This window comes from Pseudalkalibacillus sp. Hm43 (genome assembly GCF_054170705.1).
The window spans coordinates 1,190,180-1,203,471 of record NZ_CM135129.1 but is presented as its reverse complement, the minus strand read 5'-3'; the positions used below and the strand labels follow the sequence as shown (position 1 = coordinate 1,203,471).

Below are 13,292 nucleotides of genomic sequence, written 5' to 3'. Positions count from 1 at the left end.
AGGTATCCAATTCATTCATCACCTGTTGGACATGCTATTTAATTGAAGATTGATAGCCTATCAAACCATAAAGGAGAGGAAAGAATGTCTAGATTTGATGAGTTGAAACAAAGATTGAGAGGATCGATTGCCCCAATCATCACCCCGTTTAAAGAGGATGATTCACTTGATCTCGAAACCTTGAAAGAGTTGATCAATTGGCACATTGAAAGCGGGACGCACGGGATTTCTGTTACAGGAACGACTGGAGAACCAAGCTCACTCACACTTGAAGAGCGGGTCGAAGTCATGGAAACCGCAGCGAAAACCGTCAACGGACGCGTTCCATTCGTACCAGGAACCGGTTCCACCAACCACCAAGAGACGTTATACCTCACCAAGAAAGCGAAAGAAATCGGTGCCGATGCCGCCATGGTCATCGTCCCTTACTACAACAAGCCTTCACAACACGCCCTTTACAAACACTTCAAAACGATTGCCGACACCGTAGATATTCCGATCATCATTTATAACATCCCAGGAAGAACAGCCGTGAATATGGACGTGAAAACGATCGCCCGTCTCAACCAAGACTGCGAAAACATCATAGGAATCAAAGAATCAAACAAAGATTTCGAACATGTGAACCGTGTATTACTGGAATGCGGAAGAGATTTCTTGCTTTATTCCGGAATCGAGCTCCTCTGTTATCCGATGCTCACAATTGGTGGTGCGGGATACATAAGCGCAACCGCCAACGTCATGCCAGGTCGAGTAGCCGATGTGTACAACTACTGGATCAACGGAGACGTGCAAAAAGCGCAGGAGCTGCACTATGACTTGATGCCTTTGAACGATGTCCTATTCAAAGACACGAACCCAGCGCCGTTGAAAGCAGCACTCGGTATGATGGACCGAATCAACCCACAACTTCGTTTGCCGATGGATCTGCCGAGCGAAGAGCTGCAGAAAGAAATCCGTTCTGTCCTGGATCACTATGGTCTTTTATCTAAAAATGTTGGGAGTCATGCGTAATGAAACATGCACGTTTTATTGTAGAAGGTAGAGAGCAATGTGGAACATTTGAAGATGGTAAAATCACAGCTTCATCCGGCAAGGTGTATGAAGAGAAGGATATTGAAACCTGGCTCGCGCCTTTCAAGCCGAACAAAATGATCGGCCTCGCCCTTAACTATGCGGATCACGCGGACGAACTAGGCCTAGAAAAACCGAAAGAGCCTGTTCTCTTCATCAAACCGAACTCTTCCATCGTCGGACATAAGGCACCAGTTTATTACCCGGATGGAGCAACATACATGCACTATGAAAATGAACTAGCGGTCGTCATCGGAAAAGAAGGACGAAACATCAAAAAAGAAGATGCGATGGATTACGTGAAAGGCTACACGATTGCAAATGACGTCACCGTACGTGATTTCGTGAACAACATGTACCGTCCACCGGTGCGCGCGAAAGGTCATGATACGTTCGGACCGATGGGACCTTATTTCGTTGATAAAGAAGACATCCCAGACGTCAACAACATCGAATTGCGTTCTTACGTAAACGGTGAATTGCGTCAACAAGGGAACACAAAAGACCTCATCTACGGAATCGATGATCTCATCGAATTCATCAGCTCGTTCATGACCCTCGAAGAAAACGATGTGATTTGGACAGGTACACCGAAAGGCATTTCACACGTCCATCCAGGTGACAAGGTCCGTCTCGAAATCGATTACTTAGGTTCGCTTGAGAATGAAATTTTGGATGGTAGAACAGACAAGGTAACGGCTGGAGGTGCCGATCATGCAGAAACCAACCGTTAAAGATCCCGTACAACTCTATATCAATGGGAAATTTCAAGACGCTCATCAGGGGAATGCATTCGAAAATCTCAGCCCTTACACATCGGAAGTGTTGAATAAGGTAGCAGAAGGCCAGAAAGAAGATATCGAGTTTGCGGTCGATGCAGCGAAGGATGCTTTCCGAAATGGTCCATGGGGCTCGATGAAGGTGAGCGAGCGTCTCCAATACATCAATAAAATCGCAGACTTGATCGATGAGCATATCGAAGAAATCGCTCACCTGGAGTCTCTTGATACCGGACTACCGATCAAACAGACGAAGAAAATGACGTCCCGTGCGGCTTCCAATTTCCGTTTTTACGCAGAAATGGTGAAGAACCGGATGGTTGGAGATGCGTATCAGGTCGATGATGAGTTTCTGAATTATACGGTGCAAAAGCCAGTCGGTGTGGCAGGGCTGATCACGCCTTGGAATGCGCCGTTCATGCTAGAAACGTGGAAGGTGGCTCCGGCACTTGCGACAGGGAATACGGTCGTGCTGAAGCCTGCAGAATGGTCACCGCTTACAGCCAACAAGCTTGCTGAAATCATTGATGAAGCAGGATTGCCGAATGGAGTGTTCAACATCGTTCATGGATTCGGTGAAACGGCTGGTGCAGCACTTGTGGCACATCCAGATGTGCAGTTGATTTCTTTTACAGGGGAAACGACGACAGGTTCCGAAATCATGCGAAATGGTGCGGCAAGCTTGAAACGGTTCTCGATGGAGCTCGGTGGAAAGTCTCCGATCATCGTATTTGATGATGCCGATATGGAACGAGCGCTGGATGCATGTGTATGGGGCATCTTCTCGTTCAATGGCGAGCGTTGTACCGCTAACTCACGATTATTCCTCCAGGAGTCGATTGCAGAAACGTTCATTGAAAAACTGAAAGAACGAGTGTCCAACATCGTCGTAGGTGATCCGATGGATATGGAAACTGAAGTCGGTCCACTCATTCATAGAGAACACTATGACCGGGTGAAAAATTACCTGGCGATTGCAGTCCAAGAAGGGGCAAAGCTTTATCAAGGCCATATCCCTACAGGACTTGATAACGGGCACTTTGTAGCTCCGACTTTGCTCTTGGATGTGAACAATGATATGCGCGTTGCACAGGAGGAGATTTTCGGACCGGTTCTATCCGTCATGACATTTACAACTGAAGAGCAGGTCATCCAGCTTGCGAACGACATTCGATACGGTCTAGCAGGTTATGTATGGACGAACGACATGAAAAAAGGTCATAGAGTGGCACAAGCTGTTGAAGCAGGCATGCTCTGGGTGAATTCGCAGAATGTACGTGATCTCCGCATCCCGTTTGGCGGATCCAAGTCTTCCGGTATCGGGCGAGAAGGCGGTCATTATGCGTTCGAATTTTACACGGAAATGAAAGTGATCCATGTGGCTATGGGCGATCATCATATTCCACAGTTCGGAAAGAAGCAGCTGACGTCATCGACTTCACAAAACCAATGAACGACCTCCGGCGAATTCAAAAGACCTAGATGAGACAACGAGACTGATTTGTCGGTAATCATTAAATCAGGAGGGATCGATTTGGGTGCACGTACTGGTAAAGAATATATAGAAGGATTGAAAGCGGCGAAAAACAATGTTTGGATTCATGGAGAACGGGTGGAGGATGTCACAACACATCCGGCTTTGAAAAATGTCGTCCAATCCATGGGGCAATTGATGGATTTGCAACACGAAAAGCCCGATGAAATGCTCTATACATCTCCGACATCTGGTGAGAAGGTCGGTTTGTCTTTCATCGCTCCGAAAACGAAAGAAGATCTGCAGAAGAGAAGCGGAATGTTCACAGAGTGGGCACGTTACACCGGGGGTATGATGGGACGGACGCCAGACTACCTCAACACGAGTGTCATGGCATTCGGTACAGCGGAGAAATTTTTCGCGGAAGCCGATCCGATGTTCGGCGAAAACGTCCGCAAGTATTATGACTATTGTCGGGAAAATGACGTCACGCTTACACATACGCTCATTCATCCGCAGGTCAACCGTTCGAAATTGCAGCATGAGCAGAAGGATCCTGGCATTTCCGCACATATCGTTGAAAAGAACAAAGACGGAATCATCGTCAACGGTGCTCGACTGCTAGCCACACAAGGTGGAATTACAGATGAGATCGTCGTTTTCCCATCAACGTTGAACAAAGCATCTTCCGATGATGATCCATATGCAATGGCCTTTGCGATTCCGAACAATACGAAGGGGTTGAAGTTCGTTTGCCGTGAATCCTTCGATGTCGGGCGCAACCAATGGGATCATCCGTTGAGTGCACGTTTCGAGGAAAGCGATGCAATCGTCATATTCGATAATGTCTTCGTACCATGGGAGCGCGTTTTTGTAGCTGGGAGCTCTGAAATCTGTAATCGTACGTATGTCGAGACCAATGCGATGGTACATATGACGCATCAGGTCATCGCGAAGAATACGGCGAAAACGGAATTTGTCCTCGGGGTCATCTTGAGCATGATCGATTCGATCGGTATCGAACGATTCCAGCATGTAAAAGAAAAAGCTTCTGAAGTGATGATCATTCTTGAAACGATGCGTTCACATCTTTTCCGTGCAGAACAAAACGCTTCCATCGACAAGTACGGAAACATGACACCAGACTTCGCACCGTTGAATGCGGCACGTAACTGGTACCCGAAAGTGTATCAGCGTATGGTGGAAATCGTACGGATCCTTGGTGCATCCGGTCTGATGGGAACACCGACCCAGGAAGACTTCAACAGTGAGGAGATCGGAGAATTCGTCCATCGATATACACAAGGCGGACAGATCGACGGATATGATAAAGTCCAGTTATTCCGCCTCGCATGGGACATTTCGTTAAGTTCCTTTGGAGGTCGTCAAGCATTGTATGAGTACTATTTCTTCGGTGATCCAATCCGAATGTCAAACGTCTATTATGATGTGTACAATAAAGAGCCGTATAAGGAAATGGTCAAATCTTTCCTTGATCGGGTGAAACCGACGACTGCTCAGAACGTGAATGTGTAGGAGGTGACCTGATGGAATTTGATATCATTCGGGTTGCAAGGGTTGTCATGAATGTGACAAACCTTGATAAGGCGAAAGCTTTTTATGTTGATGCCCTCGGATTTGTTGAGACGGAACGGGACGATGAACATTTATACCTTAGAGGAATGGAAGAGCATGTTCATCATAGCCTCGTTTTGAAAAAAGCCGACAAACCTGGCATCCAAGCGATGGCTTACAAAGTGAGAGAAGAGAAACATCTGGACCTACTGCATGAACATTTCGCCACCAAAGGGATGAAGCCGAAATGGATGGAGCAAGGAACGCAACGTGCAGTCGGTAGAACACTGCGTGTACAGGATCCATCCGGTCTGCCGCTAGAATTTTTCGCACAGATGGATGGCGTCGAGCGGTTGTTGCAACGGTACGATCTTTACCGTGGTGCTCGTATCCAGAGAATCGACCATGTCAATTGTATGGTGCCTGACGTCGAAGCGGCTCAAGCGTTTTATATGGACGAACTTGGCTTCCGATGTTCAGAGTACACGGCGACAGAAGACGATCGAGTCTGGGCAGCCTGGCTGCACCGGAAACCGACTGTTCATGATCATGCCTTCATGAATGGAATCGGTCCACGGCTCCATCATGTCGGATTTGCCCTAAGCGATCCGATGAGCGTCATCCATTGCTGTGATGTGCTTGCTTCAATGGGGTATGCACACTCGATTGAACGTGGACCCGGCAGACATGGATTATCCAATGCCTTTTTCCTCTATCTGAGGGATCCTGATGGTAACCGTATTGAGTTGTATACAGGGGATTACTTGACGAGTGATCCGGATTTCAAACCGATTCGATGGGACTTGAATGATCCGAGAAGAGCAACCTTCTGGGGGCATGCTGCACCGGATAGTTGGTTCAATGAAGCGACTGTCGTGCTAGATGTGCACACTGGGGAAGAAGTGAAAACCGCTGAACCCGTCTTACAGCAAAGGAAACCGGATTTCGTCACATGATGAAATAGTGGAAGCTAAGGGAATGGAACAACATACCCCTTAGCTTTCTTTCTCATTTCGGTTTGTTTGATATGGAATAAGGGCATCTTGTAAGTAAGAAAAATTTAGGTGTGATGTGAGAGATCAGACTTGCACCTCACCTTGTGCGTGATATGATTATTTTTAGAGAATGTATCATTTGAAAGGAGTTTTTTGACTTGGCTAAACATGAAATCCCTACAGAACTTTCACCAGAACTCGTTGAATTTTTCCAGGGTGAAAAATTGGTGAACATTGCAACAGTAGACGCAGAAACTGGAGCTCCGAACGTGAACGCGATCTCTTGGGTGAAGAGTGTCGACGAGAAGCGCATCCGTTTTTCGGTGACGAACAACTCAAGAATCGTTGACAATATCAAAGCGAACCCTGGTGTTGTTTTGAACATCATCGGGCTTGAAACGGTATATTCCATCCAAGGGAAAGCAGAAATCCTTGAAGATACGATGGAAGGCGTCAATCTGAAGCTTGCAAAAATTGAAATTACAGTTGAAGCTGTCTTTGAGAGCATGTTCTGGGGTGCGAAAATCACTCAAGAGCCAGCTTACGAGAAGACCTACAATCCTGAAAAAGCGAAAGAACTAGACGACTCCGTTTATGCAGCATTGATGAAGTAAATGGAGAGGGGGACCCAAATGAATATTTGGGTCGCCCTTTTTTAAAAAAGTGGTATGATAAGAAACGAAACATAGAGTTGATTTGAAGGAGTAAGTCCATGGGTGTCTACTGGGAAAAATTCAAATACTTCTTAACGGATTTGTCGCAAGAGGATATATTACGATGGCTGGATGAATACAATGACCTTGGTCCTTTTCCGGGAATATTGTTACCGATGCTGGAAGCGTTTCTTCCGATCTTGCCACTCGTTTTGTTTGTCGCTGGGAATGCGGCTGCTTACGGATTTTTCTGGGGGGTTCTTTTTTCCTGGATCGGTACCGTATTCGGCTCGGTCTTCGTGTTTTTGCTCGTTCGAAGGTATGCACAGCAAAGGTTCATGCGGTTCCTGACCAAACACAACAAAACGAAATCCATGCTATCCTGGGTGGAACGGAAGGGTTTTGGGCTTTTGTTCGTCTTATATTGTTTTCCATTCACCCCATCTGCTCTGATCAATGTCGTCAGCGGCTTGTCTAAAGTCAACACATTGACATTCGTTCTAGCGGTCAGTTTAGGAAAGCTCGTCATGGTCTTCTTCATTTCTTATATTGGACATGACTTCTTTTCCATTATCAGAGAACCTGTGAAAATGATTGTAATTTCGGTCGTCATCGTCATATTGTGGTTGTTCGGAAAATTATTAGAGCGAAAGCTGCATAAACCGGTTAATACGAAAATATCAGAGTAACATAGGCGTATACTTAGTAATAGGATGAAGAGATGATTCAATGGAATGGTCTCTTTTTTACTTTCCAGAGAGGATGATCGATCTGGTTACCCGAAGAACAAAAGATGAAATCAACCATATGTATGAAGCAGGCAAACTTCTCAGCCAATGCCATAAGGAAATCTTCAAACGGATACAGCCAGGTGTCTCAACGAAGGAGATCGATGCATTTGTCGACGAATATTTGAAGAAACATGGCGCGTCACCTGAACAAAAAGGGTATCAAGGTTATCCCTTTGCGACTTGTGCATCTGTTAATGACGTCGTATGCCATGGCTTTCCGACGAATGAACCGTTACAAGAGGGAGATATCGTGACAATCGACTTTGTCGTGAACTTGAACGGGTGGTTGGCAGATTCAGCATGGTCATACCGAGTCGGTCAGGTAGGAAAGAAGGCGGAGGCACTCCTGAAAGCATCAGAAGAAGCCCTTTATGTCGGGATTGAACAGGCACAAGTTGGCAATCGTATCGGTCATATTGCGAACGCGATCGAAAGATTCGCTACTGACAAAGGATATTCGGTAGTGAAAGATTTCATCGGTCATGGGATCGGCAGGCAGATCCATGAATCTCCGATTGTTCCTCATTTCGGTCCGGTTGAACAGGGACCGGTGCTTGAGGAAGGTATGGTCATTACGATTGAACCGATGCTGAATTGCGGCGCTTATTTTGTGTATATTGGAGAGGATGGCTGGACAGCAAGGACGGTGGATGGTGAACTTTCCGCCCAATACGAGCATACCGTCGCCATTACGAAGAACGGTCCACTTATCCTTACAGAACAATGATTTCTCCTACATCCCTAAAATTTAACAACCAACCTTAACCACAGTACAAAGAGGACTGTGGTTTTTTCGCCTTAAAATAAGTTCTAAAAGTTACTTGACAAAAGTAAGTATAATGACATATTATACTTACATAAAGTAAGTGAAAAAAACTACACACTATACAAATACAAAAAAGGAGAGGTTTTCATATGGATATTGCACTACTTATTCTTCGTGTGGTCTTCGGAGTGACATTTGCAGCACACGGTACTCAAAAATTGTTTGGATGGTTCGGAGGACATGGTTTACAAGGCACAGGTGGATTCTTTGAATCACTCGGACTTAAACCGGGTTATACGATGGCACTCATGGCTGGTCTAGGGGAACTGGTCGGGGGACTCTTGATCGCTTTCGGATTCCTGACGCAACTTGGAGCTGTCTTGATGATCGTCCCGATGATCATTGCCATCATGAAAGTACACGGCCAAAATGGCTATTGGGCGACAGAAGGCGGGTTTGAATACAACCTCGCCATCATAGCTGTAGCAGTGGCAGTTGGCTTGGCTGGACCCGGACTATACTCCCTTGATGCACTCGTATTTTAACAAGTAAAGTATTCATTTAGCTGAGCAGTCTCATTCATTGAGGCTGCTCTTTTTGCATGCCTTCTAATCACAGTTTTTCATGAATAGGATGAGAGTGACTTCGTTTTTTATAGGGAGGCTTCTTGAGTATGAACAGCTATAGGAAATCGTATCGCCCCTATATCGGACCCTGTGATCCTTGCCGCCCGATCCGTGTGAAATATTATGAAACACCTCCGAACCTTTACATGGGCTATCAGCCGTATGGTCTGCAACAGTTTGATCCGTGCACGGCACTGAAAAAAGGAACGTTATGGCCAGCGTTGTTTGCCCCATACAGCAATCCGTACAAACATCGGGAGGAGGATTCAGAGAATGACGGAGCGGATGCCTGAGGAATTTTACAATTGGATGGAGCAGCTTCAACAGGTCGACTTTGTGTTGGTGGAATTGACGTTATACCTGGATACACATCCTGAAGACTATCAGGCAATTAAACAGTTCAATGATTACTCTCAGAAAAGTATGGTGCTCAGGCAGCAAATCGAACAGAAATATGGACCGCTCACACAGTATGGACATAGTTATTCCGGCTATCCATGGAACTGGAACAAACCTCCGTGGCCATGGCAGATGTAGAATTTTCAATGAGGAGGAGGTATTGAAGGGACATGTGGGTTTATGAAAAAAAGCTGCAATACCCTGTCAAAGTCAGTAAGTGTGACCCTCGATTGGCGAAGTATCTGGTCGAGCAGTACGGCGGGGCTGATGGGGAGCTGGCTGCTGCTTTACGATATTTGAATCAAAGATATACGATACCTGATAAAGTCGTCGGATTACTGACAGATATAGGGACCGAGGAATTCGCTCATTTAGAGATGATTGCGACGATGATTTATAAGCTGACAAAAGACGCAACTCCAGAAGAAATGAAGGAAGCTGGCTTAGGGGAGCATTATGCAAACCATGATGGTGCTTTATTCTATAGTAATGCTGCCGGTGTTCCATGGACAGCGAGCTATATTGCAGCAAAAGGAGATCCGATAGCCGATCTGTATGAAGATATCGCAGCTGAAGAAAAGGCTCGTGCCACCTATCAGTGGATCATCAACATGAGTGACGATCCGGATTTGAATGATAGCTTGAGTTTTTTAAGAGAACGGGAAATCATCCATTCTCAACGATTCAGGGAAGCTGTTGAGATTTTAAAAGAAGAGCGGGATCGGAAGAAGATATTCTGAACGATAAATATCAAAAGGGAAGGCTCACACTGGAGTCTTCCCTTTTCAATGATTATGCATTTTCTGGTTCGTGCTTGGAGGAATTCTTGCTGCCTTGGTTTTCTGCCTCTTTTTGTTGTCCAGATAAAAACCATCCGCCAATCGCGATCGCAAGCAGTATACCGTAGAATGTCAATTTCCAACCGATGCTATGAGTGAAGTGTTCGTCAATCCAGCCGACTTTCGGATGTGCAATCGTGTGGATGATGAGTTTTACACCTACCCAAATGACAATAAGATAAGCCGCGGTTTCAAGCCCTGGACGTTGTTTCAGCACTTTGGAAATATACGTGGCGGCCGTTCGGATCAACAGCAATCCAATCAAACCACCGAGGAATATGACGGCAAATTGTCCGCCATCCATACCTCCGATTTTCGGTAGTGGGGTTTCAGGTAGGGCGATCGCTAATGCAACGGCAGCGAGAATCGAGTCAACTGCGAATGCGATATCGGCAAGCTCGACTTGGATGACCGTTTTCCAAAAGCCTTTTTTGCCGACCATCTGTCCCGCTTTTGCAGCTTCATCATCATCTTCCTGTTGATTTTTCTTCCGTTGTTTGTAGATATGTTTGACTCCGATATAAATCAAATAGGCAGCACCGATGGCCTGCACCTGCCAAACATTCACCAGGAATGTGATTGCAAACAGTGCAGCGAATCGGAAGACGAAAGCACCTAGTATTCCATAAAACAAAGCTTTCTTTCGTTGTTCTTTCGGTAGATGTTTGACCATTACAGCCATTACGAGGGCGTTGTCAGCAGAAAGTAGGCCTTCAAGACCAATCAGAATGAGTAAGGTCCAAGCATACTCCAACCATAGTGAATCCATAAGATTACTCCTTTCAATATGGAAAAAGACTCGAATCCCTCCAATGGTCCCAGTCTTCATAAACAAAAAAGACCTTACCATGAGAGGCAAAGGTCTTGCTAACAACGTAGAGTTGCCGATCATGCCGAGAGGAAGACCTCTGAAATGACGACATGACCGTTAAAGCTACTCCCCTTTGTAATTCTATGGCAGTGATATATAGAAACGAGCCTGATGTCAATTTTGTCAGTCACCTTTACAGATACCCAATCGAAAGGATTTTAAACCTCAGGATCTTCAATCGGCAGGATGATATCAACCGTTGTCCCGACATTGATTTCACTGCTGAACGTAAGTTTTCCTTGATGATTTTCAATGATTTTGTAGCAAATCATGAGCCCCAAACCTGTCCCTCGTTCCTTCGTTGTGTAGAAAGGTTGACCGAGAGTAGGGAGCCGGTTTGCCTCAATCCCGCATCCCTCGTCTTGGATGGTGATTTGCAAGCGGCTATCATTCTGTTTCATTGCTCTAATGTGGATGTTCCCCCCAGATTCCATGGATTCAATCGCATTTTTCAGCAAGTTGATGAACACTTGCTTCAGCTGACTGCCTTCACCGATCAGGTAGACATCTTCCTCGATGTAATCTTCATGTAGGTCGACTTTGTTCAAAAGCGCTTCTGATTTCAAAAAGGAAACGACATCCTTCATCAGTTGAATGGGACTTTGTAATGATAGAGCAGCATGTTGAGGTTTTGCCAACATCAAAAATTCTCCTACGATCGCGTTAACTCGTTCAAGTTCATCTAACATGATGTTGCAGTAATCCTCATACTTGTTTTCCGTGACGGACTGGATCAATTGAATGAAACCTTTCAGTGAGGTCAAAGGATTCCTGATTTCGTGTGCGATTCCTGCCGCCAATTCGCCAAGGACCGATAACTTGTCTGAACGAATCATCAGTTCATCCAGCTTCTGCTGTTGAGTGACGTCCTTAATTACTAGGACCGTTCCGATACGTTCAGCATCTTCAAGGATCGGTGTAATGGTGATATCTGCTACAATATAACCCCCATTTTTCAGCATGATTTGGATATTCCGTTCTTTATAAATGGATTGACTCTGCTCGGTTACGTTGAATTTGCCCATTAGCTCTGAAGATGAGAATAACACCGACACGTTCTGGCCGATGAGTTCAGATCGTGTCCAACCTAGAAGACCGAGTGCAGCATCATTCGCGAAGTCGATCGACATTTCAGCTGAGATGCTTAATATTCCGTCTCCGGCTGTATTCAAGATCAATTCATTTTGCCGATGGATTTTTTCAATTTCCTGTTCGACTTTTTTCCGTTCGCTGATATTCGATAACATGACCAATACGCTTTTTTCGCCTTCGAACGATATGGGCATAGCAGTCACTTCAACATCTAGAATCATCCCATCCAATCGACGAATCTTACTCTCTCGTCGACGATAACCGAACTCCATGAATTCTAATGTCTCTTCCAAAGTCGAGATATAGTCATGGTAATCTGTTGGTATCAGTTCCCATTTGGATAATCCAATTAAGTCATACTTGTGATCCGCATTAAATAACGAAACAAAGGCTGGATTCACGTATTTCAAAACCCCGTCGACATGTACCGCAATTGCAATTGGAGAGTGTTCGACTAAAATCCTGTGACGTTGTTCACTTAACTCCAGTGCCGCGCGGTCCCTCAGTTGTTCGGTGATGTCCCTTGCGGTTCCGTATACGCCAGTTATTTCACCGTTTACAACAGTAGGGACAGCTGTGACCCTAAGTTCTCGTCGTTCATTCTTCGTGTTAAGGATTGCGCAACGAAAGGTAAGGGATTCTCCCCTTATGACACGTTGAAAGTACTCTAATACATTCATCTGGTGATCTTCCGTTATGTAGGGGATGAATGTACGTTGCATCATCTGCTCTTCAGAATGCCCGGTCAATTTTTCCCCTGCTGAATTGACGCTGGTGAAGTAACCATTAATGTCCAGAGAGAAAATAGGGTCAGGGTTGTAGGTGAAGAAGGATTTGAAGTGCTGTTCATTCGTCATCAACTTATGTTCTTTTTCGATTCGATCTTTGATATCGACAAGCGTACCGATCACTTCTACGACTTTTTCATCTTTGTAGACAGGGCTTAAGTTGACGATGTAATGTACAGTTCGAGCAACACCCTCATAGGAGAGGGTTTCACCATTCCAAGCACGTTCATACATCTCGTGTTTTTCAGCAGCGGATTCTTCTGACATGAAATCCTCTAGACGATGACCGATAACCTCTTTTGTTGGTAAATTCATCTTCTCAAGGATCCGCCCTTCACAAAAAGTATGGACGAATTGACCTTCCTCATTTTTATGGAAAATGAACACGATTGCGTTCATATTTTTAATGATGTTTTGGAGATATTCTTTTGTAACGATGTCCCCGAGTGGTGTACCCACAAATGTCCCCCCTTTGAAAAAAGTCTATTGTTTTTAAATTTCAATAAAGGGTCGGGTTTTCCTCCAAAAATATTGTAGATTTAAAAATAATTTGGGCGAAAGCTGTCATTC

At 45.2% G+C, this 13,292-nt stretch carries 14 protein-coding genes; 12 read left to right on the top strand and 2 right to left on the bottom strand.

From position 1 onward, the window contains the following. Window positions 1-84: 84 nt before the first annotated feature. The 12 genes from hpaI to ACXQIQ_RS06270 all read left to right on the top strand — a co-directional run bounded on the left by hpaI (window position 85) and on the right by ACXQIQ_RS06270 (window position 9,872). On the top strand, window positions 85-1,014 hold the full coding sequence (gene hpaI, locus ACXQIQ_RS06325) for a 2,4-dihydroxyhept-2-ene-1,7-dioic acid aldolase (RefSeq protein WP_439299611.1): 930 nt from the start codon (window positions 85-87) through the stop codon (window positions 1,012-1,014). After that, the gene (locus ACXQIQ_RS06320) at window positions 1,014-1,808 is read left to right on the top strand and encodes a fumarylacetoacetate hydrolase family protein (RefSeq protein ID WP_439299612.1); all 795 of its coding nucleotides are present in this window, start codon (window positions 1,014-1,016) and stop codon (window positions 1,806-1,808) included. The genes hpaI and ACXQIQ_RS06320 overlap by 1 nt, the downstream gene beginning before the upstream one ends. Then, on the top strand, window positions 1,789-3,306 hold the full coding sequence (gene hpaE / locus ACXQIQ_RS06315; RefSeq protein ID WP_439299613.1) for a 5-carboxymethyl-2-hydroxymuconate semialdehyde dehydrogenase: 1,518 nt from the start codon (window positions 1,789-1,791) through the stop codon (window positions 3,304-3,306). Before ACXQIQ_RS06320 ends, hpaE begins: the two co-directional genes overlap by 20 nt. Before the next feature lie 81 nt (window positions 3,307-3,387). Continuing rightward, window positions 3,388-4,863 carry a 4-hydroxyphenylacetate 3-monooxygenase, oxygenase component gene (hpaB, locus tag ACXQIQ_RS06310; protein ID WP_439299614.1) on the top strand — a complete coding sequence of 492 codons (1,476 nt, stop codon included), beginning with the start codon at window positions 3,388-3,390 and terminating at the stop codon, window positions 4,861-4,863. A gap of 11 nt (window positions 4,864-4,874) precedes the next feature. Then, window positions 4,875-5,858 (top strand): 3,4-dihydroxyphenylacetate 2,3-dioxygenase, encoded by a 984-nt coding sequence (hpaD, locus tag ACXQIQ_RS06305; protein WP_439299615.1) that lies wholly within the window; start codon window positions 4,875-4,877, stop codon window positions 5,856-5,858. Between the two features lie 197 nt (window positions 5,859-6,055). Then, window positions 6,056-6,511, top strand: coding sequence for a pyridoxamine 5'-phosphate oxidase family protein (locus tag ACXQIQ_RS06300; protein WP_439299616.1), 456 nt, complete (start codon window positions 6,056-6,058; stop codon window positions 6,509-6,511). Between the two features lie 98 nt (window positions 6,512-6,609). Beyond that, window positions 6,610-7,239, top strand: a complete 630-nt coding sequence (locus ACXQIQ_RS06295) for a TVP38/TMEM64 family protein (RefSeq protein WP_439299617.1) — start codon at window positions 6,610-6,612, stop codon at window positions 7,237-7,239. Between the two features lie 82 nt (window positions 7,240-7,321). Next, entirely contained in the window at window positions 7,322-8,068 is a 747-nt protein-coding gene (map, locus tag ACXQIQ_RS06290) for a type I methionyl aminopeptidase (RefSeq protein ID WP_439301924.1), read from the top strand. Between the two features lie 188 nt (window positions 8,069-8,256). Continuing rightward, window positions 8,257-8,652 carry a DoxX family protein gene (locus tag ACXQIQ_RS06285; RefSeq protein ID WP_226547776.1) on the top strand — a complete coding sequence of 132 codons (396 nt, stop codon included), beginning with the start codon at window positions 8,257-8,259 and terminating at the stop codon, window positions 8,650-8,652. A 128-nt stretch (window positions 8,653-8,780) separates the two neighbouring features. Next, entirely contained in the window at window positions 8,781-9,026 is a 246-nt protein-coding gene (locus ACXQIQ_RS06280; RefSeq protein WP_439299618.1) for a spore coat associated protein CotJA, read from the top strand. Further along, window positions 9,007-9,270 (top strand): spore coat protein CotJB, encoded by a 264-nt coding sequence (locus tag ACXQIQ_RS06275; RefSeq protein ID WP_439299620.1) that lies wholly within the window; start codon window positions 9,007-9,009, stop codon window positions 9,268-9,270. The genes ACXQIQ_RS06280 and ACXQIQ_RS06275 overlap by 20 nt, the downstream gene beginning before the upstream one ends. 32 nt (window positions 9,271-9,302) lie before the next feature. Next, window positions 9,303-9,872: a manganese catalase family protein gene (locus ACXQIQ_RS06270; RefSeq protein WP_439299621.1), complete on the top strand. Its 570-nt coding sequence runs from the start codon at window positions 9,303-9,305 to the stop codon at window positions 9,870-9,872. A 52-nt stretch (window positions 9,873-9,924) separates the two neighbouring features. On the opposite strand, the gene ACXQIQ_RS06265 is transcribed toward ACXQIQ_RS06270, so the two are convergent. Both ACXQIQ_RS06265 and ACXQIQ_RS06260 read right to left on the bottom strand, forming a co-directional pair. After that, the gene (locus tag ACXQIQ_RS06265; protein WP_439299622.1) at window positions 9,925-10,740 is read right to left on the bottom strand and encodes a TerC family protein; all 816 of its coding nucleotides are present in this window, start codon (window positions 10,738-10,740) and stop codon (window positions 9,925-9,927) included. Between the two features lie 260 nt (window positions 10,741-11,000). Beyond that, window positions 11,001-13,181, bottom strand: coding sequence for a PAS domain S-box protein (locus ACXQIQ_RS06260; RefSeq protein WP_439299623.1), 2,181 nt, complete (start codon window positions 13,179-13,181; stop codon window positions 11,001-11,003). Between the last annotated feature and the right edge of the window lie 111 nt (window positions 13,182-13,292).